Origin of the sequence: Methylomonas sp. LWB, from assembly GCF_001856095.1 — a bacterium.
GTDB classification, from domain to species: domain Bacteria; phylum Pseudomonadota; class Gammaproteobacteria; order Methylococcales; family Methylomonadaceae; genus Methylomonas; species Methylomonas koyamae_A.
Window position 1 is genome coordinate 19,268 of record NZ_MKMC01000024.1, and the last position, 24,444, is coordinate 43,711.

A 24,444-nucleotide genomic window follows, 5' to 3' on the forward strand; every position below is an offset into this window, starting at 1 on the left:
CCAACAGTATTCCCATGACAGACGCGACTTATCTGAATAACCAATTTCTGATCGCCATGCCCAGTTTGGCCGATCCGCACTTTTTTCATACCGTGACCTACCTATGCCAGCATAACGACGAAGGCGCGCTGGGTATCGTCATCAATCGACCGACCGGTATGAAATTGCGCGACATCTTCGAACAAATGGGCATCGATTGCGACCTGAACGACGTGCTGGAAACGCCGGTCTTCGCCGGCGGACCGGTGCAGCAGGAACGCGGCTTCGTCATCCACGGTTTTTGCGAACAGCACTGGGATTCCAGCATTCCGACCGCTGAAAACATTACGTTGACCAGCTCGCGCGACATCCTCGAAGCCATTGCCAAGGGCAAGGGGCCTAGGGATTATCTGATCGCTCTCGGTTACGCCGGCTGGGGTAGCGGCCAACTGGAAAAAGAGATTGTCGAAAACGCTTGGCTGAATACCCCGTCCGGCGAAACGATCCTGTATCACACGCCGATCAGCCAGCGCTGGAATGCCGCCGCCAGCCAACTTGGCATCGACATCAATCGCCTGACCACGCCGGCCGGCCATGGTTAACCGCGACCCCTTGGCCGCCAAACTGAGTAGCGATACGTATCTGGGTTTCGATTTCGGCAACAAGAAAATCGGCGTCTCGGTCGGCCATGCCGACACCGGCATCGCCAGTCCGCTGATCACGTTGCGCTCGATTCAGCAAGTGCCGGATTGGCAAGCCATCGGCAAATTGATTGTCGAATGGCAACCGGTCGGCCTGGTGGTCGGCATTTCCCGGCAACAAGACGGCAGCGACAACGTCATCACCCCCCGTATGCGGAAATTTTGCCGGCAATTGCACGGCCGCTACCAACTGCCGGTGCATCAGATCGACGAAACCCTGACCACGTTCGCCGCCAAGCAAATGCTGTACGACGATCTGCATGTCAGCGCTGCTAAACTATGGGCCGTGCAGGACCAATTGGCCGCTCAAATCATTCTGCAGAGCTGGTTCGACCGCTAGTCGAGGCCGCTTCGGCCCGGTTTTTTCTTCGCTGGTTTTTCCTATAATAATTACAATCCAACCGCCAACCGCCATGTCAACCGCTACTTTAAACATTGATGTATTACTCGACGCGCTGGAGTTGGCGATACGCCAGCAAATCGCCGAACGCAAGCTGCACAACCCGCTGCTGATCGGGATTCATAGCGGCGGCGCCTGGGTCGCCAATCACATGCATCGCCGCTTGGGCGGCAGCGAGCCGTTGGGCTTGTTGGACATCACCTTTTACCGAGACGATTTTTCGCAAATCGGCATGCATCCCAAGATCAAAACCAGCCAATTGCCGCCGCATCTGGAAGGCCGCGACATTATTTTGATCGACGACGTGTTCTATACCGGTCGCACCGCGCGGGCCGCGCTGAACGAAATTTTCGACTACGGCCGGCCCAACCAAGTGGTGTTGGCAGTGTTGATAGAACGCGACGGTCGGCAGATACCGCTGCAACCGGATTGCAGGGGTATCCGCATCGATTTGTCCGGCAATCAGCGCATCAAACTGACCGGCCCGGAACCCTTGGGCATCGAAATTCAAACCCCTAGCGGAGTACCTGCATGACCAAGCATTTGCAGCTCAACGAGCAGGGTAAGCTCAAGCATTTTCTATCCATTGAAGGTCTGAGCCGCGAACTGTTGACCGAGATCCTCGACACCGCCGAATCCTTCGCCGGCATGTCGGAGCATCAGGTCAAAAAAGTGCCGCTGCTACGCGGCAAAACCATCGTCAATCTGTTTTTCGAAAACAGCACTCGTACCCGCGCCACCTTCGAACTGGCCGCCGCCCGGCTGTCGGCCGACGTGATGAATATGAACATCGCCACTTCGTCAACGGCCAAGGGCGAAAGCCTGCTGGACACGATACATAACCTGGAGGCAATGCACGTCGACATGTTCGTGGTCCGCCATGCCTTGAGCGGCGCAGCGCATTTCATCGCGCAGCATGTCGCGCCGCATATCAGCGTGATTAATGCCGGCGACGGTCAACATGCCCATCCGACCCAGGCGATGCTGGATATGTACACGATCCGCCAATATAAACAGCGTTTCGAAGGACTGAAGGTCGCCATCGTCGGCGACATTCTGCATTCGCGGGTAGCCCGCTCGCAAATCGTCGCGCTGAATACCTTGGGTGTTGCCGAAGTCAGGGTCATCGCTCCAAAAACCTTGTTGCCGGCTCAGGTCGCCAGCATGGGCGTCGTCGCCGTACACGACATGGACGAAGGTTTGAGCGATGTCGATGTGGTCATCATGCTCAGATTGCAAAAAGAGCGGATGAATTCGGCCTTTTTGCCGAGCGAAAGCGAATTTTTTCGCTGCTTCGGCTTGACCGAGGCCAGGCTGCAACGCGCCAAGCCGGATGCCGTCGTGATGCATCCCGGCCCGATCAATCGCGGCGTGGAGATTGCCTCCAGCGTCGCCGACGGTCCCCAGTCGGTGATTCTGCAACAGGTTAGTAACGGTATTTCGGTGAGAATGGCGATTATGTCGATGACGATGTCCGGTCAGGGAGGAACGGCGTGAGCAAAATATTGATCAAGAACGGTCGGGTGATCGACTCGGCCAATCGAATCGACGCCCAAGCCGATCTGGCGATCGCCGACGGTAAAATCGTCGGTTTAGTCGGCGACGACTTCAGTGCGGATCAAATCATCGACGCCGCCAACCAAATCGTTTGCCCCGGCTTCGTCGATATGAGCGTGCGGCTGCGCGAGCCGGGCCAAACCCAAAAAGGCAATATCCTCGGCGAATCGCGCGCCGCGCTGGCCGCCGGCGTCACCTCGTTGTGCCTGCCGCCGGATACCCAACCGGTCATCGATACGCCGGCCGTCGTCGAATTCATCAAGGACAAGGCCGAAAAAGCCGAATACCCGCAAATCCACCCGGTCGCCGCCTTGACGCAACGCCTGGCCGGTAGCGAACTGAGCACGATGTTCGCACTGAAACAGGCGGGCTGCATCGCGGTCGGCAACGCCAGCGCGCCGCTCGCCAACCTGTTGATCCTGCGCCGGGCCATGGAATACGCCGGCAGTCACGGTCTGCTGTTGATGTATCGCGCCAACGAAGCCTCGCTGAGCGGCAAGGGATGTGCCCATGAAGGCGCGGTCGCCAGCCGTTACGGTCTGCCGGGCATTCCGGAAGCGGCCGAGTCGATTGCGTTGGCCCAGTGCCTGGAACTCGCCGAGCTGACCGGTTGCCGCGTGCATATCAGTCAAGTCAGCTGCCGACAGTCGGTGATTAAAATTCAGCAGGCGAAAAAATACGGGCTGAACGTCACCGCCGACGTCGCGGTACACCAACTGCACCTAACCGAGAACGACATTACGCCGTTCGACAGCAATTACCACGTGATTCCGCCGCTACGCAACGATATCGACCGCCAATATCTGCGCGACGGTCTCGCCAACGGTACGCTAGACGCGATTTGTTCCGACCACCAGCCCCACGATCTGGACGCCAAACTCGGCGCGTTTCCGGAAACCGAGCCCGGCGTCGCCGCGTTGGAGACGCTGCTGCCGTTGACCTTGGCCTACGCCCGCCAACATGGCTTGAGTCTGGCGCGCGCCATCGCCAGTCTCACCGAGAAGCCGGCGGGTATATTGAGCCTGAACGCCGGCTCGCTGACACCGGGGCGCCCCGCCGACGTTTGCGTGTTCGATCCCGAGTACCTTTGGCGGGTCGAACGTGGCCAATGGCTGAGCGCCGGTTGCAATACGCCCTATTGGGGACAAACCTTGACCGGCCGGGTCACGCACACCCTGCTCGGCGGTAGATTGGCGTATCGATTGCCACCCGGATGATGCCAGCTCGCCTCCGCTAACCCCATTTTGCGCCGCCACGCGGCATCTTTCAGGAAATACCCATGGTTTGTATCAAAAACAGGAATAGCTCGCCGAGCATCATCGACGACTTGAAAGGCGATCAGTCTTGGCGCATTTTCCGGATCATTAGCGAATTCACCGAAGGCTTCGACGAACTGTCGGATCTGTGCGACGCGGTTTCCATTTTCGGCTCGGCGCGGCTGGAGCCGGAACACTTTTATTACCAAAAGACCGTCGAATTGGCCGAGCTGCTCAGCCAACATGGTTTCGCGATCATCAGCGGCGGCGGGCCGGGCATCATGGAAGCCGCCAACAAGGGTGCGCTGGCCCAGGGCCAGACTTCCATCGGTCTGAACATCGAGTTGCCTATGGAGCAAAAGCCCAACCCCTACCAAAGCCTGTCGCTGAATTTTCGCTATTTTTTCGTCCGCAAGGTCATGTTCGTCCGCTATTCGATGGGTTACGTGTGCATGCCCGGCGGTTTCGGTACGTTGGACGAGTTCTTCGAAGCGTTGACGCTGATGCAAACTCACAAGATCTATCCGTTGCCGCTGGTCTTGTTCGGCGGCGATTTCTGGAACGGATTGGTGGATTGGATGAAATGCAAGATGCTGGAATACGGTACGATTTCCGAGGAGGACCTGTCGTTGATCACGATCACCGACGATCCCCGCCAAGTCGTCGACATCATGATCGCCCATCGGGAATGGAAAGACCAACAGCGGCGCAATTAAACTTTCCGGGCCGCCATCTGTCACAACCTTGCTTTAAACCAGGATTTTATTCGACATGACCGAGACCAGTCTCAGTACCAGCCAAGCCGCCCTCCAACAACTGCAAGCCCACATCAACACCCAAATCATCGGCCAGGCCGTTCTGGTGGAGCGGATGCTGATCGCGCTGCTGGCCGACGGCCACTTGCTGGTCGAGGGCGCGCCGGGATTGGCTAAAACCCGTGCCATCAATGTGTTGGGTCAGGGCCTGGAAGCCGATTTCCATCGGGTGCAATTCACGCCAGACCTGCTGCCGGCCGATTTGACCGGCACCGAAATTTACCGTCCGCAACAAGGTAGCTTCGAATTTCAAAAAGGTCCGCTGTTTCACAACCTGATATTGGCAGACGAAATCAATCGGGCGCCGGCCAAGGTGCAGGCGGCGCTTTTGGAAGCGATGGCGGAACGCCAGATCACGGTCGGCAAGGCCAGCTACCCGCTACCGCCCTTGTTCATGGTCATGGCCACCCAAAACCCGATCGAACAAGAAGGCACCTACCCGTTGCCGGAAGCCCAGCTCGACCGTTTCCTGCTGCACGTCAAAATCGATTATCCCAGCCCGAGTCACGAGCAGGCGATTCTGCACCTGGCCCGAGCCGAGGCGCGCGGCGATCTGGCGCATAAGACCGCGGCGCCGACCAAGGTCGGCCAACAAACTTTGTTCGCGGCGCGCGCCGAGGTGCTGGATTTGTACATGGCCGAAAGTCTGGAGCAGTATTTGCTGCAAATCGTGCTGGCAACCCGCAATCCGGGCGCGTACGGCCAGGACTTGGCCGGCTGGATACAATACGGCGCCAGCCCGCGCGCCAGCATCGCGTTGGACCGGTGCGCCCGGGCCAAGGCCTGGCTGCAACAACGCGATTTCGTCGATCCCGGCGACATCCAGGACCTGGCCTACGACGTGCTGCGCCATCGTTTGATTCTGTCCTACGAAGCGGAAGCGGAAGGCATCAGTCCGGACCACGTCATCAAAGAGTTGATCGCCCGTATCGCGGTACCCTGATGAACCAGTTCCAAATCGCCGGCAACGAACGCATCGCGGTCGACTTAAAGACGCTGCTCGATTTGGCCAAACCGGCCGCCGCGTTGAAACTGGGCAGCGGCACGATTCGCGCCAGCCAGGGCGGACATTATCTGTCGCGCTTCAAGGGGCGCGGCATGGCCTTCGATGAAACCCGTTTGTACCAACCCGGCGACGACGTGCGCCGCATCGATTGGCGGGTGACCGCCCGCACCGACAAACCGCACAGCAAAATCTATCGCGAAGAGCGCGAGCGGCCGATGTTTATTGCCGTTGATTATCGCAACAGCATGCAATTCGCGACCCGAGGCGTATTCAAGGCGGTGCAGGCCGCCCGACTGGCGGCGCTGCTGGCTTGGGCGGCCTGGCATCAGGGCGACCGGATCGGCGGGCAGATTTTCGCCGAACACGGCTGCCAGGAATTCAAGCCGCAAAACGGCAAGGCCGCTGTGTTGCGTTTCCTGAACGCGCTGGTTCGGCCGGATTTTGCCGGCGACCCGGTGACCGGTTTGGACCAGCCGTTGGCGCGTTTGCTGCACCACGCCCGCCCCGGCAGTCGGGTCTATATCCTCAGCGATTTTCGCGGACTGAACGCCGCCGCCGAAAATCATTTGGCTTATCTGGCTCGCCACTGCGACATCGTATTGGTGCAAATTTTCGATCCGTTCGAGCTTGCCTTGCCGGCGAGCGGCAGATTCCGATTGGTGGACCGCTGGCGCGAACTGATCGTCGACGCCGCCGACCGTCGGCAAGCTGAGGCGCATCGCCAACGCTTCGAGCAACGCCAAACCTTGCTGCAGCGCTTGAGCAAGCAATTGCGTTTGTCGTGGCTGCAATGCAGTACTCAGCAGCTTCCGCGGCAGGCCTTGGGACCGACCTTGCCCGCACCCGGAGGCCGGGCATGAACGCGATGCCGCCGATGTTTAACATCGTAGACAATGGGTTCGGCCAGGTCGGCCGCGAAAGCCGAAGCCTGCCGCCCGCCGGCATCAAATCCATGTTTTGGTTGGCCGCCGCGATGTTCGCCAGCGGCTGGGCCGGCTTGAATATCGTGATTCCGCCGGGCTATGCCAGTCCGCTGTGGCCGCCGGCCGGTATCGCGCTGGCCGCGTTGCTGATCTGGGGCCGCCGCTTGTGGCCCGGCGTCTGGTTAGGCGCGACCGCGACCCAGTTTCTGGCGATCGCCGACTTTACCGAACACTATTCGCTGGTTTCGGCGCTGACCGCGTTGGTGATAGGCGGCGGCAGCACCTTGCAGGTGTTGGCCGCCTGCTATTTATCCGCGAAATACCTGGAACCCGGACTGCCGAAATTGGACAGCCCGCGCTCGATACTCGGATTCTTTGTGCTGACCGCGCCGCTGGCCTGCTTGATCGCCCCGAGCGTCGGCGTTGCCGCGCTATTCGCCGCGCAATTCATGCCACCCGAGCAGTTGGGAAGCGCTTGGCGTAACTGGTGGATAGGCGACTGTCTCGGCGTTACCGTCGTCACGCCGCTGTTGTTGTGCTGGTTCGGGATGCCTCGCGAACTCTGGCGGCCGCGCGGGATCAGCGTCGCGCTGCCGTTGTTGGCCGCGTTGTTGGCTTTGGTGCTGGTTTTCGTCCAGGTGTTTCGAGCCGAGCAGGCTCGCATCCAGGTGGCATTCGATAACCGTGCCGGCGAGATCGAGCGCTTGTTGACCGAGTACGCCGCCAATGTACTCGACAATACCCTGGCCCTGCGCGATGTGTTCGTGGCGTCCGAGGAGGTGACCCGCCGCGAGTTCGCGGTGTTCGCCCAAGGCATCTTGTTGCGCCATCCGGAGATTCAGGCCCTGGAATGGCTGCCGCTGGTCAAAGCGGCACGGTTGGCCGCCTTCGAAACGTCGGTGCGCGCGGAAGGTTACCGCGAGTTTCGAGTGACTGAGCGCCGGCCCGACGGCTCGCTGGCGCCGGCCGAATTACGTCCGGAATATTGTCCGGTTGCGTTTATCGAACCCATGCCGGGGAATCAGGCCGCCTTCGGCCTGGATTCCTGCGCCAATTCGGCTAGTAAAGCCTCCAAGGATTACGCTCGCGAAACCGGCAAGATTAGCGCCTCGCCGCTTTTGAATCTGATCCAGGACGCCGCCGGTTTGCCGGGCTTACTGGTGTCGGCGCCGCTGATCAAGCAAGCGTCGAGCATGGATGCGCCGGTATTCGAAGGCTATATATCGGCGGTGCTGCTACCGACCAAAATGGTCGACATCGTCACCCAAGGCCTGAGTCTGGACGAATTCGGTTTAAAAATCGAAGATCTCAGCGCGCCGGAAACCTTGGCGGTGTTGTTCGCCAAACCCATAGACAGCCTGTCCGGCAAATACGCTCTGAAAGAGTGGCACCATCGCTTTGCGTTCGCCGACCGAACTTGGCAAATCACGGTTAGTCCAGGTAGCGGCTTCGTGGCAGCGCAAGGCTCGTCGCTGCCCTGGATTACCTTGATCGGCGGTTTATGCTTCGCCAGTTTGCTGAACGTGTTGCTACTGATCGTCAGCGGCCGCACCGCTCACGTCGAAGCCTTGATCGAGGAACGCACCGACGAATTGGAAAACGCCGTCGCCGAATTGCAGTCGGCCGCGGCCAAGGCCCGAGAATCGGAAGTGAAGTTGCGCACCATCGTCGATTCCGAGCCGGACTGCGTGAAACTGCTGGATACCGCCGGCCGTTTGTTGCAGATCAATCCGGCCGGTTTGGACATGATAGGCGCCGAGAGTCTGGAACAGGCCCAAGCGCTGGATTTGGCTGAATTGATCGTTCCCAAGTACCGCGCCGCTTTCGAAAGCTTGAGTCAACGGGTGTTCGCCGGCGCATCGGGAACCTTGGAATTCGAAATTATCGGTCTGAAGGGCCGCCACCGCTGGCTGGACACTCATTCGGTGCCGATGCGCGACGCCGAGGGCCGGATCACCGCGCTGCTGGGCTTGACCCGCGACATTACCGAGCGCAAGCGCGCCGAGGAACATCTGCGGCTGGCGGCCCGGGTGTTCAGCGATGCCCATGAAGGTATTCTGATTACCGACGCCAACGCCAATATCATCGACGTCAATCCAACCTTTTGCGACATTACCGGCTATAGCCGCGCCGAAGTCCTCGGACAAAATCCGAGGTTTTTGCAAAGCGGCAAACACCCGACCGATTTCTACGCCGACATCTGGCGAACCCTGCGACTCAACTCCTATTGGCGCGGCGAGTTGTGGAACCGGAAGAAAAACGGCGAACTCTATGCCGAACATCTGACGATCTCGGCCTTGTGCGACGCCGACGGCCATACCAGCCACTACATCGGCCTGTTCTCGGACGTGACCCACGCCAAGCAGCAACAGCAATTGCTGGAGTTGATCGCCCATTACGATCCGTTGACCGGCCTGCCCAACCGGATTTTGTTCGCCGACCGGCTGAACCGAGCCATCGCCCACGCCAAGCGCGAACCGTCGCTGCTGGCGATCTGCTTCCTGGATTTGGACGGTTTCAAGCCGGTCAACGACCAGTTCGGCCACGACGCCGGCGATCGGGTGTTGGTCGAAATTGCCGAACGCATCAAGGGCGGCATCCGCGAGGAAGACAGCGTGTCCCGCCACGGCGGCGACGAATTTGCATTATTGTTGGGCGGCATCGAGTCGGTCGAACAATGCGAACAAGCGATATTACGCATCCACCGGGCGATCTCGCAACCCATCCTGATCGACGACCAGCCGGTCGAGGTCGGCGCCAGCACCGGATTCACGGTGTTTCCACTGGACGACGCCGACCCGGATACCTTGTTGCGCCATGCCGACCAAGCCATGTATCAGGCCAAAATGGCCGGCAAGAACTGCTTCCGCCTGTTCGATACCAACCGCGACCAGCAAATCATTCACCGCAATCTGCGCCTCAAGGAAATCGAGGAAGCGTTTGGCGCCGGCCAGTTTTGCCTGTACTACCAACCCAAGGTCAACATTCAAACCGGTCGGGTGACCGGCGCGGAGGCCTTGCTGCGCTGGCGGCATCCCGAGCAAGGCTTGGTGCCGCCGTTGAGCTTTCTTCCCGCCATCGCCTCCACCGAACTGGAAATCCGGATCGGCAATTGGGTGATCGCCGAGGCTTGCCGACAACTCGCCGACTGGCAAGCGCAAGGCTTGAACTTGGAAGTCAGCGTCAACGTTTCGTCCTACCATCTGTTGTGGCCCGGTCTGTACGAGCACATCGAGGCGACGCTGGCCCAATATCCGGCGGTCGACTCGACCTATCTGCAACTGGAGATCCTGGAAAGCACCGCGCTGGACGATTTGACCGCGGTCAACCGTACCGTCAGGCATTGCCGCGAGGAGTTGGGTATCAGCATCGCGCTCGACGATTTCGGCACCGGTTACTCGTCGCTGACCCATTTGCGGCACTTGTCGGTGGATACCGTCAAAATCGACCAAAGCTTCGTCCGCGACATGCTGGACGATCCGGACGATTATGCGATCATCGAGAGCGTCATTGGGTTGAGTCAGGCGTTCCGGCGCCGGGTTATCGCCGAGGGGGTCGAAAACCCGGATCACGGTACCGTCCTGTTGTTGATGGGTTGTCAATTGCTGCAAGGCTACGCCATCGCCAGGCCGATGCCGGCCGCCGATCTGCCGGCCTGGATCGCCGCCTACCGCCCGTATTCGGAATGGCGGCATTACGCCAATGCCGGTTTGGCGCCGGATCGGGCGCTGGTCGAGATCCGCAAATTCGACACCCGCCACTGGCTGGCGCATCTGCGAGACAGTTTGAATGCGGAATCCGGTGCCGACCGGCATTGGCCGATATTGAATCCGCGTAAATGCCATTTGGGCCGTTGGTTGAAACAGGCCAAGGCAGGGAACAAACACAGTCAGGCCTGGTTGAACCAAATAGAGGTCCTGCACCAGGAACGTCATCGCTTGGCCAGCGACTTAAAACATCGCTACGATGCCGGCGAAATCGCGGTCGCTCGCAATGGGTTCGAGCAAGTGCGGGCCGTTCACGATGCGCTGTACGCGCTACTGGTCGCCGAACCCGAACCCGAACCGGACACCGAGGACGCTTGATCATGGATGGCTTGCAACTCAAGGATATACATTTGCCTAGCCCGGTCGGCTATTGGCCGCCGGCACCGGGTTGGTGGCTGCTGGCAATAGTGCTGCCGGCGCTAGTTTGGGCGAGTTTCCGGTGGTACCGGCGCCCGCGCCGCCGCGCCGTCGTTAAAACCGCGCAAGCGATGTTGACGGCGATTCGCGACGATGCCGGAATGGACGATCGCCAAAAGCTGGCCGCCCTGTCGGCGCTGTTGCGGCGGGTGGCGATCAGCCGCGATGGGCGCGAAGCGGTCGCCGGATTGCACGGCGACGCTTGGCTACGCTATCTGGACGTGAGTCTGGCCGACCGGCCGTTCAGCGAGGGCGAAGGCCGCTGCTTGGCCGACGGGCCTTACCGGCCGTCGGCGCCGGTCGACGACATTGTCGCCGTCGCCGCGCTATGCGAGCGCTGGCTGAAACAACGAGCGAAATCCTCATGATCGAATGGCAATGGCCCTGGCTGCTGGTTTTGCTACCGCTACCGCTGCTGATCAGAATCGCGTTGCCGGCCCGGCCCATGGATAGACAGGCGGCGCTAAAAGTACCGTTTCTCGACGAGTTCGGCGGCGGCGACGCCCGCATCGTCAGTGCGCGTAGCCCTTGGGCGCTACGCATCGCGGCAATGGCCTGGCTGTGTTTGATTTTGGCCGCCGCCCGGCCGTTGTGGCTAGGCGAACCCTTGGAACAGGCCGTCAGCGGCCGCGATTTGATGCTGGCCGTCGACGTATCCGGCAGCATGCAAGAAGAAGATTTTTTTATCGGTAAACGCCGGGTCGACCGACTGACCGCGATCAAGCAGGTGGCGGGCGAATTCATCCGGCGCCGGGCCGGGGATCGGCTCGGATTGATCTTGTTCGGCACTCAGGCCTATTTACACGTGCCGCTGACCTTCGACCGCAAAACCGTGCAGATCTTGCTGGACGAAGCCTTCATCGGGATTACCGAGGACGATCCGAAAACCTCCATCGGCGATGCGATTGGCTTGGCCGTCAAGCGCCTGGAACAACAGCGAGACGACAGCCGGGTCTTGATTTTACTGACCGACGGCGCCAATACCGCCGGCGAACTGACGCCGTTGAAAGCCGCCGAAATCGCGGCCGAACACCATTTGAAAATTTACACGATAGGCATAGGCGCCGACGAAATGGTGGTGCGTAGCCTGTTTGGCAACCGCCGGGTCAATCCGTCCGCCGACTTGGACGAAACGACGCTGACCGCGATCGCAGAGGCAACCGGCGGCCGCTATTTTCGGGCGCGCGATACCGAAGAGCTGGATCGCATTTACCGGTTGTTGGACCAGTTGGAACCGGTCGAAAAGGACAAGCAATATTTCCGGCCGCGCCGGGAACTCTACCATTGGCCGTTGGGATTGGCGCTGTTACTGAGCGCCGGCTTGGCGACCGGTTATTTGCGGCGCGGCTGACGGAGACTTGAGCGATGATCGATTGGTCTAACTTTCATTTTCTACGTCCCTGGTGGTTGTACGCTTTATTGCCGGCCGCGATCTTGCTGGGACTGCTTTGGAAGCGCCGCTTGGGGCGCGGGGCATGGCGGGCGTTTTGCGATGCCGAGTTACTGCCGTTCATCTTGCAAGACCAGCCGGCGACCGGCCGGAATTACCGTTTGCCGCTGGCCGCAGCGGTTGTGTCGCTGACCGTGGTCGCGCTGGCCGGCCCAACCTGGCAACGTTTGCCGGGTCCGGCCTTCCGCAACGAATCGGCGCTGGTCATCGCGTTGGATTTGTCGCGATCGATGGATGCGACCGACATCAAACCCAGCCGCATCGCCAAGGCTCGCTATAAAATCGCCGATCTGCTCAAGCAGCGCAAGGACGGTCAGACCGCGTTGCTGGTCTACGGCGGCGATGCGTTTACCGTGACGCCGCTGACCAACGACGTCGCGACCATCGATAGCCAATTGACCGCGTTGACCACCGACATCATGCCTAGTTCCGGCACCAACGCCGGCGTCGCCATTCGCAAGGCCGCCGAATTGTTACAACAGGCCGGCCTCGCCCAAGGCCATATCCTGCTGGTCTGCGACGGCGTCGATAGCGACAGCGCCGCGCTGGCGGAACAATGGTTGGGTCGCTATCGCCTGTCGGTGCTGGGCATCGGCACCGGCGACGGCGCGCCGATTCCGGTCGGCGGGGGCGGATTCCTAAAGGACGCCGATGGCAATATCGTCGTCGCCAAGCTCGATGCCGGCGCGCTGCAAGCCTTGGCCGACGCCGGCCGAGGCCTGTATCGACCGGTCGGCGCCGGCGATGAAGACGTCGAGGCATTGAGCAAGCTGTTCAATAATCCGAACACTACCGAGCCGCTGACCGGCACCGAATTGATGTTGCAGCAATGGGACGAAACCGGCCCCTGGTTGGTTTTGCTGCTGCTGCCTTGGGCTGCCTGGCAGTTTCGCAAGGGCTTGTTATTTTGGGCGGCCTTGGCGCTATTGCCGGCCTGGCCGGATGACGCCCACGCCCTGGACTGGCAAAGTTTGTGGCGCACGCCGGATCAACAGGGCCGGCAAGCTTTCGACAGCGAACAATACGACGCGGCGGCGAGCCGTTTCGAAAACCCGGAATGGCGCGCGGCGGCCCAATTTAGGGCGGGTCAATATCGGGAAGCCGCCGAAACCTTGAAATCGGCCACCAGCGCCGACGGCCATTACAACCGGGGGAACGCGTTGGCTCGGGCCGGCGATTTGTCCGCGGCGCTGGAAGCCTATCAACAGGCACTGAAATTGCAGCCGGATCATGCGGATGCCCGCTACAACAAAGAATTGATAGAGAAGCAATTGGCCCAACAACAACAACCGGAAAACTCGTCCGATTCCAAGCAAGACTCCACGCAAGCGCAACCCGGCGCTCAAAACCGGCAACAGCCGGGGTCGAAGCAGGATGATGCCGGCCAATCGCCGCGTCCCGACCAACAAGGTCAGCCATCCGACCCGGCGGCGGGTAACGAGAAGCGCCAGTCCGACACCCAATCGGCGCAAGCCGACGATCAACAGCGCGACGACCCGAGCGAAAAGTCGCGGGAAGCCTCGCCGCAATCCGCCGACTCGGCCAAGCCGCCCGAATCGACCGAGCCGGGTCGGGAGCTTACTCAACCGACCGCCCAGCCGGATCAAGCCGGCGAACGCGACGAAACCGAGCGGGCCAACGCCCAGTTGCTGAAACGCATCCCGGACGAACCGACCGGCCTGCTCAAGCGCAAATTCAAATACCAGTACGGTCAACGCAACCCGGCGCCTCGCGACGCGCCGGGTTGGTGAGCGCCGTGCCCTCCCGTCACTAGGATCGTGCGACGCTCGGAATGAAACCATAACGATGGACATAGGACTGATCCTGTTATTAATTGTCGTCAACGGCCTGTTCGCGATGTCGGAAATGGCCTTGGTATCGGCGCGCAAGGCCAGGCTGCGCAAACTGGCCGCCGAGAAACGGGCCGGCGCCGAAGCGGCGTTGAAACTGCACGACGAACCGTCACGGTTTTTGTCCACGGTGCAGGTCGGCATCACCGGCGTCGGCATCTTGAACGGCGCGCTCGGCGAGGACGCCTTGACCGCGCCGATCGCCGGCTATTTACAACAGTTTCCGCTATTGGCGGACTATGCCGACTCGATCGCGCTGTTGGCGACGGTCGCGGTGATTACCTATTTCTCGGTGGTCGTCGGTGAGTTGTTGCCCAAGCGCCTGGCCTTGCTGAGGCCGGAAGCCGTCGCCGCGCGGGTGGCGCGGCCGATGAACCTGATCGCGCTGTTGGCCAGTCCGCTGGTTTGGTTGCTGTCGTCTTCCAGCAATCTATTGCTGAAACTGCTGCGGGCCGATCGGACCCCGGAAGCCGCCGTCACCGATGAAGAGATCAAGTTGTTGATGGAAATCGGCGCGGAATCCGGCGTGTTTCATGCTGAAGAGCGCCACTTGGTCGGCAACGTGTTGCAACTGGATGCCCAACAAGTCGGCGCGGTGATGACGCCACGTCAACGGATCTACGCCATCGACCTAACCGACGACTTAGCCGTCACCCGCGCCAAGCTGGCCGATTGCCCGTATTCGCGCGCCGTCGTCTGCCGGGGCGGCCTGGACGAGGTGATCGGCATCCTGCAACGTAGCGAACTATTGAAGGCGGCGATGAGCGGGCTCGCCTTCGACTTGGTTTCCGGATTGCACGCGCCGATCTACGTTCCGGAATCGCTGACGCTGACCCAGTTGTTGAAGCGCTTTCGCGAAACGCGTAGCGATCTGGCGCTGATCGTCGACGAATACGGCGACATCGAAGGCCTGGCGACGCTGAGCGACGTGTTGAAAGCCATCGTCGGCGACTTGCCCAATCCCGAGCTCAATCTGGACAGCGAAGCGGCGCAACGCGCGGACGGTTCCTGGCTGATCGACGGCCGCTTGGCGATACAACGCATGAAAACCCTGACAGGCATCGATATGCCGCTGCCCGGCGAAAACGACGGCGATTACCACACCGTCGGCGGGTTCATCCTTTATTATCTGGAAGACCTGCCCAAGGTCGCCGATGCCTTCGAATACGAACGTTGGCGTTTTGAAGTGGTCGATATCGACGGCACGCGCATCGATAAGGTGCTGATCGCCGAGGTGTCGCGGCCATGACGCCCTCCACACACCGCCGGCCCAAGTCCGGCACCGACTCACTCGGTGGAACCGCCGGATGGCGGGTCGCTACCCGATCAATTACCAGGAATAGGTCAATGCCCATCAATCCTCGTTTCTCTCGTTACGCCCGTCTGTTGAACGCCGCGCTGTTGGCTTTGGCCTTGGTCCCGGCCGCGCGAGCCGAGTCCGGCCCACCGGTGACCGCCACGCCGGCGCTGTTGAAGCTGTTGAAAATCGCCGAAATCAAACCCGTCACGGTCAGCGAGTCGCTGAGATTGTCGGCGCGGGTGGAACTGGACCAGCATCGGGTTGCCAAGATCGGCGCCACCGTGACCGGCCGGGTCACCGAAATCAATGCGATGCTGGGACAAGTCGTCACCAAGGGCGAGCGCTTGGCCTCGCTGAACAGCACCGAACTCAGCCAAGCTCAATCCGAATATCTCAAAGCCAGCTCGCAAGTCAATTTGCGACGCTTGACCGTGCAACGCGCCGAGCGCTTGCACGACAGCGGGGTGCTGGCGGAAGCCGAGTTGCTGGAACGGCGCGGCGTGCTGACCGAAGCCGAAGTCGATCTACGGGCGGCGACCGACCGCCTGCGGGTGCTGGGCATGAGCGACGGCGATTTGAAACGCTTGGCCCAGCAACGGGCCATCGATTCGTTTTCGCCGGTGACTTCCAGTATCGCCGGCGTCGTCATCGAGCGTAACGTCGCGGTTGGACAGGTCGTGCAGCCGGCCGACAGCCTGTACACGGTGGCCGACTTGTCGCATTTATGGTTGGTGGCCGAAATCCCGGAGCAGCAGGCGTACTGGGCTAGGCAAGGCGATCAAGTTCAAGCCGAGGTGCCGGCCCTGCCGGGCCGGGAAGTCAGCGGCAAGTTGATTTACGTGGCCGATTTGGTCGATCCCGATACCCGCACCGTCACCGTGCGCATGGCCTTGGCCAATCCGGAACGCTTGTTCAAGCCGCAAATGCTGGCTACCTTGAAAATCAGCAAGCCGGACACCCAATCCCTGGTGGTGCCGAGCCGGGCCGTGGTCCGCGAGACCGATCGGGATTACGTATTCGTGCGTCTGGCCGACGATCGCTTCGAACTGCGGCCGGTGCAACTGGGCGCCGAACAGGCGCAGCAACGGCCGTTGTTGTCCGGTCTGAACGCCGGCGAGCATATCGTCGTCGACGGGGCTTTTCATTTGAACAACGAGCGCTTGCGTAGCGCGTTGGAGTAAACCATGGTCAACGGACTGATCGAAGTCGCGCTGCGACAACGGATTTTGGTGGCGGTACTGGCGGTGGCGCTGATCGGCTTCGGTGCCAGGGCGATGCAAAAGCTGTCGGTGGACGCGTTTCCCGACGTAACCAATATCCAGGTGCAAATCGCCACCGATGCCACCGGCCGTTCCCCCGACGAAGTCGAGCGTTTAGTGACGGTGCCGCTGGAAATCGCGATGGCCGGCTTGCCGGGTTTGGAAGAGATGCGTTCGCTGAACAAAAACGGCTTGTCGCTGATCACGCTGATTTTCAGCGACAGCACCGAAGTGTATTTCGCCAGGCAATTGGTGATGGAGCGGCTGATCGAGGTCAAGCAGCAAATGCCGGACGGCGTCAATCCGGTGTTGGGTCCGGTGTCCACGGGGCTGGGTGAGGTCTATCAATACACGCTGGACCGCGACGACGACGGGGAACGGCCTTTGTCCGTGGATGAATTGCAGTTACGTCGGGAGACTCAGGATTGGGTGGTGCGGCCCTTGTTGCGCGGCATTCCCGGTGTCGCCGAAATCAATTCCCAGGGCGGTTACGTCAAGCAATATCAGGTATTGGTCAATCCGGATCGTCTGCACCATTACCGGATCAAGCTAAACGACGTTTTCGACGCACTGGCCCGTAACAACGCCAACAGCGGCGGCGGCGTATTGCCGCATTATGCCGAACAATATCTGATTCGCGGCGTCGGTCTGATCAACGATGTCGACGACATCGGCGGGATTGTGCTGAAGGAAGACAACAGCGTGCCGGTCCACATGCACGACGTCGCCGACATCAAGATTGGCCACGAAGTCCGGGTCGGCGCGGTGATCAAAAATGGTTACACCGAGGCGGTCGGCGGCATCGTGATGATGCTGCGCGGCGGCAACGCCAAGGAAGTGGTCGGCCGGATCAAGGAGCGCGTCGCCGAAATCAACGCCAAGGGCATGCTGCCGCACGGTCTGAAAATCGTGTCGTACTACGACCGTAGCGATTTGGTGGACGCCGCGCTGCACACGGTCACCAAGGTGTTGATGGAAGGCATCGTGCTGGTCGTCATCGTCTTGTTCCTGTTTCTCGGCGATGTGCGTTCCAGCTTGATTGTCGTCGCCACGTTGATCGTGACGCCGCTGGTCACCTTCATCGCGATGAACAAACTCGGCTTGTCCGCCAATCTGATGTCGCTGGGCGGCTTGGCCATCGCGATCGGATTGATGGTGGACGGTTCGGTGGTGGTGGTGGAAAACGCGTTTCGGCTGCTCGGCGAGCGCAAGGGCCGCGCCACCAGCCGGGTCAGGGTCGTCGAAGCCGCCACGCACGAAGTGGCGACGCCGGTATTGTTCGGGGTCGGCATCATCATCCTGGTATTTCTGCCGCTGATGACCTTGCAAGGCATGGAGGGCAAGATGTTCGCGCCGTTGGCGTACACGATCGCGATCGCGCTGTTGGTATCGCTGATCGTGTCGTTGACGCTGTCGCCGGTGTTGTGCGCGTTTTTTCTGGAAGGTCACGACGGCGAGCACGACACGCGTTTGATTGCGTTCTGCAAGCGCCAATATTTGCGTATCCTGAATCTGGCCTTGGTCAACCGGCTCAAGGTCGTGGCCGTCGCGCTGGCGATTTTCGGGGCGACGCTGGCCTTGTTGCCCTTCCTCGGTACGTCGTTCATTCCGGAAATGAAGGAAGGTTCCATAGTTCCGGCGATAACGCGCATGCCGAACATATCATTGGATGAGAGTATCGATATGGAAATGCAGGCAATGAAAATTGTCTCTACGGTTCCCGGCGTTAATATGGTTGTCACGAATATAGGTCGTGGGGAGAGTCCGGCAGACCCTCAAGGCCAAAACGACTCAACACCTATCGCGACACTGGAGCCCAGGGAAAAATGGCCGGCCAACTGGACTCAAGAAACGATAGCCGATGAAATACAACAAAAACTGATGGCGAGTTTGCCGGGCGTTCAAGTAGTCATGGCGCAACCGATATCCGACCGAGTCGACGAAATGGTCACCGGCGTACGTTCCGACGTGGCGGTCAAGGTGTTCGGCGACGATCTGGCCGAACTGAAACGGCTGGCCGATGCGATCGCGGTCGCGGCCGGCGGCGTCGCCGGCGCCCGCGACATTCGGGTCGAACGGATGACAGGCCAGCAATATCTGAATATCACGATCGATCGCCAGGCCATCGCCCGTCACGGCCTGAATGCGTCCGACATTCACGACGTGATCGAAACCGCGATCGCCGGCAAGGTCGCCACCGAAATATATCAAGGCGAGCGGCGCTTCTCGGCGGCGGTGCGCTTGCCGGAGAATTTCCGCAACGATATCGCCGCGATCGACAATCTGATGTTGACCGCGCCCAACGGCGCTCGCGTCCGGCTGGGCGACGTCACCGAGATCAGCTTGAACGACGGCCCGGCGCAAGTCAGCCGGGAAATGGGCAAGCGCCGCATCGTGGTCGGCATCAACGTTCGCGACCGGGATTTGGGTGGTTTCGTCGCCGAGTTGCAGCAAACCATTTCGGCCAAGATCGCGTTGCCGGAAGGCTATTATCTGCAGTGGGGCGGTCAATTCCAGAACATGGAGCGGGCCTTGGGCCATTTGCAGTTGATCATTCCGATCACGATCGCGGCGATTTTCTTTTTGTTGTTCATGCTGTTCCAGTCGTTGCGTTTTGCCGCGCTGATCATCCTGGTGTTGCCGTTCGCGTCGATCGGCGGGATCATCACCCTGTTCGCGACCGGCGAATATTTGTCGGTGCCGGCCTCGGTCGGTTTTATCGCCCTATGGGGTATCGCGGTATTGAACGGCGTGGTATTGATTTCCTACATTCGCGGTTTACGCGCCAGCGGCATGACCCAAGCGCATGCGATCCGCCAGGGCTGCGAGCAACGTTTCCGGCCGGTGATGATGACGGCGACCGTGGCCTTGCTGGGTCTAGTGCCGTTTCTATTCGCCACCGGGCCCGGTTCGGAAGTCCAAAAACCGCTGGCCATCGTCGTGATCGGCGGCCTGATCAGCTCGACGCTGTTGACGCTGGTGGTGTTGCCGGCCTTGTACGGCTGGTTCGACGACCGTAGCGACAGCCGCAAACCTTTTTCGATGCATTAATTTCCGGAAGCCTACGATGTTGACTCGCCTAGGCCGGCGCGCCGGCTTATTTTTTTTGTTGATGCTGATCGCCACGCTGTCGCGGGCCGCCGACATCCAGGTGTCGGTCAGCCGCAACCCGGTGGCGATGAACGAATCGTTTCAAATCGTGTTCAGCGCCGAGGATGAACCCGACGGCGAGCCGGACTTCGGGCCGTTGCGCGACCATTTCGAGATTCTCAACCAGCAGCGCAGTTCCAGTTCCTCCTGGGTCAACGGCAAAAGCAGCCGCAATGAGCAGTGGATATTGAACGCGATGGCCAAGCAGGCCGGCGAGTTGTTGATTCCGCCGATCCGGTTCGGCGCCGACAGTAGCCGGCCGCTGAAAATTGTCGTGTCCGCTTCCACGGTCGATCCCCAGCAGGATGGCGATCTGTTTCTGGAGGTGACGGCGACGCCGGAAAAGCCCTACGTGCAATCGCAGGTCATCTATACCTTGAAACTGTTCCGGCGCGTGCAAATTACCCAGGCCAGCCTCGGCGAGCCGGAGATCAAGGACGCGCTGGTCGAAAAATTAGGCGAGGACGACAGTTACACGACGCAGGTCGACGGCGTCGAGTATTGGGTGACCGAACGCAAATACGCGATTTTTCCGCAGCAGAGCGGCTTGTTTACGATTGCGCCACTGACGCTGAACGCCGAAGTCGTGGCCGGCGGCCGGCCGCGTTTCAACGGCTTCTTCAATCGGCCCAGTACCGAAACCCGCCGGGTCACCTCCAAGCCGGTCACATTGAACGTGTTGCCGGTGCCGGCCGGGTTCGCGGGCAACTGGTTGAGCGCCGAACATCTGGAATTGCGCGAGCAATGGTCCGATCCCGGTCGGCACGCCAAGGTTGGCGAGCCGCTGACCCGCACGATCACACTGACCGCTCGGGGCGCCACGGTCGGTCAGTTGCCGGAATTGACCGATAAGGCCGCGATCGACGGCGTTAAGAGCTATCCCGACCAGCCCCTGTTGAAGGAAGACAAGCTGACCGACGGCCTGACCGCGCTACGCGAGGAGAAAGTCGCGTTGATTCCGTCCAAACCCGGCCGCTACACCTTGCCGCCCCTGGAAATTCCCTGGTTCAACACCCGTACCGGCAAAATCGAGAGCGCTCGGCTACCGGCCGCGACGATCATTGCCGAAGCCGGTGCCGGCGAGACCGCGCCAACCGGCTCGCAACCCCAGACCGGCGCGGACGCAACCATGCCGATGACGCGTGTCGAAACGGTGGTCGCCTCGGATAGCGAGTTACGCTTTTGGCGGGCGGCGACGGTCGTCTGCGCGCTAGGTTGGCTGGCTACCGGAATTTGGGCATGGCGCCGTCGAGCCGGTGCGGTGGCGGAAAACCGCGTCAAACCGGTGCCGGCCGGCGAGTCGTCGCTGGAGCGCAACTTGAAGCGGGCGTGCTGGGAAAACAATCCGCAAGCCGCCAAGCAGTGCTTGCTGCAATGGGGTCGTCAGCGCTTCGGTACCGACAGCCTGTCCGGGCTGGCCGACCAATGTAGTGCGATGCTGGCCGAGGAAATCGAGGCCTTGAACCGATTGCTCTATTCCGGTGGGGAAGCCGATTGGCAGGGGCGTGCGCTTTGGGAGGCTTTCATCGCGGAATCGCCGGCCGCGCCGGTTCAGTCCGGGGTGGACGACGGGCTGGAGCCGTTGTTTAAAATCCGCGACTAGGCCTGATGCCGGCCTCAATCGCGTCGGCGCAAATGATCGCGCGCCAGGTATAACGCGGCGATCGAACGGGCCTCGCTACACTCGCCGCTGGCCAGCAAGCTGTCGATCCGCGCCAGCGGCCACGGTACCACTTGCAGTTCTTCCGGCTCGTCGCCGACCAGTTTTTCCGGATAAAGTTGCTCGGCCAGGATGATGTCTATCGTGTGCTCCAGATAGGCTGGCGCCAGGGAAACCTGATGGAGATGCCGTAAACTGGCCGCGCCGTAACCGATTTCTTCCTTCAATTCCCTATTGGCGGCGCTGAGCATGTCCTCGCCGTCGTCCAGCTTGCCCTTGGGCAGCCCCAATTCGTAGCGGTGCAAACCAGCGGCGTATTCCCGGACCAACAGTACCGTGTCGATATCCAACATCGGCACGATCAGCACCGCGCCGCAGCCGGTGCCGCCGCGCGCCAGGCGTTCGTAACGGCGGCGGGCGCCGTTGCTGAATTCCAGCTCCAGCGCTTCGACGCGGAACTGGCTGGTCTGAGCGACCACGGTCTTGTTGAGAATTTTCGGTCGGTTCGGCATGGCTGTGGGTCGGCGTAAGGTCTTGAGTCACTATAACCCAGACCCGCCGACCGCCGGCAAGAATTTAGCCGGCGTCCGCCAGCGCGACGATGGCCGGCAGGCGGACGCCGGGGCGCTGGCGGAAACCCAATACCGGCGTGATGCCGCTTGTCAGCAAGGTTTGAATTTGACTCTCGCTCAACACGGTTTCCGCGCCGGCCTGCAACACGGTTTCGCCTTGTTCGCTGTAGGCAAACACCGGTATCTCCGGGAAAGCCAAGTCTTCCGGTTCCGGGTTGGCCTTTAACAAGGCCTGCGCGCACAAAAACGCCGGATTGCCCCAAAGCAGCTCTTCGACCGCCGGCGGTAGAGCGCACTCCTCGAACGCCAGACTTTCCAGCGGATCGCGTTTGGCGCCGTAGGGCAAGCGCATCAAATAGCGCGGATAAGCCAGTACGACGCGGTCGGTGGCGATGTCCAGGCTAGGCGCGTGGCGGGTCAGCGCGGCTTCGGCCCAGTCTGCCGCGATGCCGCCGATCGCGCATCCGTCCAGGCTCGCCGCCAGATCGGCGTAAGCGGCTAGCAGTGCCCGATCCGCGTCGCCCAGGCCGAAGCGGTGATCGATCAACACCATGGACGAACGGTCGTCCTCGCGGCGGCGGGCATGTTCGACGATAGCCGCGGCGGTTGCCGCGTCGAACGCCACTGGATCGGCATCGACCAAAAACAGCCGATGTTCGCCTTCGGCCGCCGCGCCGACCAAATTCCGAGTAGCGCGCCACAAGGCTTCCATGTCCTGAAAGGCCGGGGCGTGCAAGACGCCGCGCAGATATTGGCCGACCACGGCGTCGATCAAGTCGGCCAGGGCGGTGTGTTCCGGTAGGGTAGCCCGACTGACGTGCGGCGCTACCAAGCCGTCTAACCAGCCGGTGAGCTTATCGGTCGGCACCGACGCGGCTTCCGAGGATCGGCCGAGCAGACGCCGTAAGGTTTCGTCGTCGCTTTCGCCGCCGGTCGGCGCGGTCGCTGGCGGCGGGGTTACGGCCGGCGCGATCGGCAGATACTGGCGGATTGCCGCCGAGGCCAACTCGGCGGTTGCCGGATTGTTCAAGCGAGTTTTCAGTTCGCTCAAGTCGGCGAGTAGCGCTATCCGTTTCAGCCAGCGGTCGGGATGAAAATCGTCCAGCTCGGCAAACGGCAACGTCTGGCCGCCGGTAACCGTCACCGTCGGCGCCAATTCCGCCAAAACCTGGTCGAAATTGTCGAGGTCAATCGCAATGGGACGCCCGGCGCCGGATCGGCCGGAGTAGCGCCCGAGCAGATAAATGCAACGGCCGTCGCCATCCTCGATGCGGCGCGATGTTGGCCGGTTCCAGCCCAGATTGAATTCGATACGGCCGGTCATGTGGTTGCTCCTAGTACTGGTTATTGGATTTTGGCCCGACGGGCCGTCACGGATGGGTGCGGTCTATAAGTCTGGACCAATTCGGCGAATTCGTCCGCTCGAGGTCGCGAAGATGGTCAGGCGCGACGGATTTAGTTAACATCGCGGCCGGCTCGGGGGCTTCCCGGCGCAACTAAAAGTTGAGAGACGATGCTGGATTGGCGAGAAATCGATACCGTGCTATTGGACATGGACGGCACGCTACTGGACCTGAACTTCGATAATCATTTCTGGCAGGAATTCGTGCCGTTACGCTACGCCGAATTGCACGGCTTAACGCTGGAGGCTGCCAAAGTGGCATTGGCGCCCCGATTTAAAGCGATGGAAGGCAAACTGGAATGGTATTGCCTGGACTACTGGAGCGAGGAGTTGAACTTGAATATCGCCGGATTGAAACAGGAGTTGGCGGGTTTGATTGCCGTGCATCCGCATGTCGTCGAGTTTTTGGAAGCGGCGCGCGGCCGAGGCGTGTACTTATTGCTTGTGACCAACGCCCATCGCGACAGTTTGAGTCTGAAAATGGAAAAGACCTGTTTGCACCGTTTTTTCGATCGTATCGTCAGTTCGCACGATGTCGGGTTGGCCAAGGAACAATGCGGATTCTGGCAGCGACTGCAGGATCAGCATGTCTTCGAAAAGCAGCGGACCTTGCTGGTCGACGATAGTTTGGCGGTGTTGCGTTCGGCGGCGGCGTTCGGGATTGCTCATCTGGTCTCGATCAGCAAGCCGGATAGCCGCCGGCCGATTCGCGAGATTACGGAGTTTCCGGCTGTGGAAGATTTTCGGGCGCTGATGCCGGGGCTGTTGTAGCGGGCTGGCCGTGCTCGCGGTGCGGACGCGGCCGGCGGTCGCGTTCCGGTTTATCGCCGCGCGGCGGCCGCTTGCCGTGGGCCGGCACGCGTTCGCGCGGCTCGCGCCGTTCCGGCTTGATCACGTCTTCGATCAGCAATTCCTGGTCGATGGCCCTAACCGGCACTTTTTCGCCGATGTAATCTTCGATGTCGGGCATCGAATAGGCA

General features: G+C 60.7%; 19 protein-coding genes and 1 pseudogene. 17 read left to right on the forward strand and 3 right to left on the reverse strand.

Features of this window, described 5'->3' with window-relative positions; translation table 11 throughout:
- The first annotated feature begins 14 nt into the window (after nt 1-14).
- The 16 genes from BJL95_RS12755 to BJL95_RS12830 all read left to right on the forward strand — a co-directional run bounded on the left by BJL95_RS12755 (nt 15) and on the right by BJL95_RS12830 (nt 21,433).
- A complete protein-coding gene (locus BJL95_RS12755) occupies nt 15-581 on the forward strand; it encodes a YqgE/AlgH family protein (RefSeq protein ID WP_064024672.1) in 567 nt (188 codons plus the stop codon).
- On the forward strand, nt 574-1,020 hold the full coding sequence (gene ruvX / locus BJL95_RS12760) for a Holliday junction resolvase RuvX (RefSeq protein ID WP_071158489.1): 447 nt from the start codon (nt 574-576) through the stop codon (nt 1,018-1,020). Before BJL95_RS12755 ends, ruvX begins: the two co-directional genes overlap by 8 nt.
- A 73-nt stretch (nt 1,021-1,093) precedes the next feature.
- Nucleotides 1,094-1,615, forward strand: a complete 522-nt coding sequence (gene pyrR, locus BJL95_RS12765; protein WP_064024676.1) for a bifunctional pyr operon transcriptional regulator/uracil phosphoribosyltransferase PyrR — start codon at nt 1,094-1,096, stop codon at nt 1,613-1,615.
- Nucleotides 1,612-2,577, forward strand: coding sequence for an aspartate carbamoyltransferase catalytic subunit (locus BJL95_RS12770; protein WP_071158491.1), 966 nt, complete (start codon nt 1,612-1,614; stop codon nt 2,575-2,577). Before pyrR ends, BJL95_RS12770 begins: the two co-directional genes overlap by 4 nt.
- On the forward strand, nt 2,574-3,854 hold the full coding sequence (locus BJL95_RS12775; RefSeq protein ID WP_071158493.1) for a dihydroorotase: 1,281 nt from the start codon (nt 2,574-2,576) through the stop codon (nt 3,852-3,854). Before BJL95_RS12770 ends, BJL95_RS12775 begins: the two co-directional genes overlap by 4 nt.
- 62 nt (nt 3,855-3,916) lie before the next feature.
- Nucleotides 3,917-4,609, forward strand: coding sequence for a TIGR00730 family Rossman fold protein (locus tag BJL95_RS12780; protein ID WP_071158495.1), 693 nt, complete (start codon nt 3,917-3,919; stop codon nt 4,607-4,609).
- 55 nt (nt 4,610-4,664) lie between these two features.
- Nucleotides 4,665-5,651 (forward strand): MoxR family ATPase, encoded by a 987-nt coding sequence (locus BJL95_RS12785; RefSeq protein ID WP_071158497.1) that lies wholly within the window; start codon nt 4,665-4,667, stop codon nt 5,649-5,651.
- Entirely contained in the window at nt 5,651-6,574 is a 924-nt protein-coding gene (locus BJL95_RS12790) for a DUF58 domain-containing protein (RefSeq protein WP_071158499.1), read from the forward strand. The genes BJL95_RS12785 and BJL95_RS12790 overlap by 1 nt, the downstream gene beginning before the upstream one ends.
- Nucleotides 6,571-10,722, forward strand: a complete 4,152-nt coding sequence (locus BJL95_RS12795) for an EAL domain-containing protein (protein ID WP_071158501.1) — start codon at nt 6,571-6,573, stop codon at nt 10,720-10,722. Before BJL95_RS12790 ends, BJL95_RS12795 begins: the two co-directional genes overlap by 4 nt.
- 2 nt (nt 10,723-10,724) lie before the next feature.
- Complete coding sequence (locus BJL95_RS12800; RefSeq protein ID WP_083386002.1) at nt 10,725-11,189, forward strand: DUF4381 domain-containing protein; 465 nt, start codon at nt 10,725-10,727, stop codon at nt 11,187-11,189.
- Nucleotides 11,186-12,172: a VWA domain-containing protein gene (locus BJL95_RS12805; protein ID WP_071158502.1), complete on the forward strand. Its 987-nt coding sequence runs from the start codon at nt 11,186-11,188 to the stop codon at nt 12,170-12,172. The genes BJL95_RS12800 and BJL95_RS12805 overlap by 4 nt, the downstream gene beginning before the upstream one ends.
- A 14-nt stretch (nt 12,173-12,186) precedes the next feature.
- Nucleotides 12,187-14,022, forward strand: coding sequence for a VWA domain-containing protein (locus tag BJL95_RS12810; protein WP_254786792.1), 1,836 nt, complete (start codon nt 12,187-12,189; stop codon nt 14,020-14,022).
- 55 nt (nt 14,023-14,077) lie between these two features.
- Nucleotides 14,078-15,370 (forward strand): hemolysin family protein, encoded by a 1,293-nt coding sequence (locus tag BJL95_RS12815; protein ID WP_071158504.1) that lies wholly within the window; start codon nt 14,078-14,080, stop codon nt 15,368-15,370.
- A gap of 98 nt (nt 15,371-15,468) precedes the next feature.
- Nucleotides 15,469-16,602 carry an efflux RND transporter periplasmic adaptor subunit gene (locus BJL95_RS12820; RefSeq protein WP_071158506.1) on the forward strand — a complete coding sequence of 378 codons (1,134 nt, stop codon included), beginning with the start codon at nt 15,469-15,471 and terminating at the stop codon, nt 16,600-16,602.
- Nucleotides 16,603-16,605: 3 nt separating this feature from the next.
- Nucleotides 16,606-19,731 (forward strand): efflux RND transporter permease subunit, encoded by a 3,126-nt coding sequence (locus BJL95_RS12825; protein WP_071158508.1) that lies wholly within the window; start codon nt 16,606-16,608, stop codon nt 19,729-19,731.
- Nucleotides 19,732-19,747: 16 nt separating this feature from the next.
- Complete coding sequence (locus BJL95_RS12830) at nt 19,748-21,433, forward strand: BatD family protein (protein WP_071158510.1); 1,686 nt, start codon at nt 19,748-19,750, stop codon at nt 21,431-21,433.
- Nucleotides 21,434-21,447: 14 nt separating this feature from the next.
- Here the strand turns inward: BJL95_RS12830 and nudE are convergent, their stop codons facing one another.
- Together nudE and BJL95_RS12840 are read right to left on the reverse strand one after the other, a co-directional pair.
- On the reverse strand, nt 21,448-22,002 hold the full coding sequence (gene nudE / locus BJL95_RS12835; protein ID WP_071158511.1) for an ADP compounds hydrolase NudE: 555 nt from the start codon (nt 22,000-22,002) through the stop codon (nt 21,448-21,450).
- A gap of 64 nt (nt 22,003-22,066) precedes the next feature.
- The gene (locus BJL95_RS12840; RefSeq protein WP_071158513.1) at nt 22,067-23,386 is read right to left on the reverse strand and encodes a type VI secretion system contractile sheath large subunit; all 1,320 of its coding nucleotides are present in this window, start codon (nt 23,384-23,386) and stop codon (nt 22,067-22,069) included.
- A gap of 189 nt (nt 23,387-23,575) precedes the next feature.
- On the opposite strand from BJL95_RS12840, the gene yrfG reads away from it, so the two are divergent.
- A complete protein-coding gene (yrfG, locus tag BJL95_RS12845; protein ID WP_064025454.1) occupies nt 23,576-24,235 on the forward strand; it encodes a GMP/IMP nucleotidase in 660 nt (219 codons plus the stop codon).
- Here the strand turns inward: yrfG and BJL95_RS12850 are convergent.
- A pseudogene (locus BJL95_RS12850) lies at nt 24,180-24,444 on the reverse strand (RNA helicase); the annotation flags it as partial. The gene yrfG and the pseudogene BJL95_RS12850 sit on opposite strands and share 56 nt — an antisense overlap.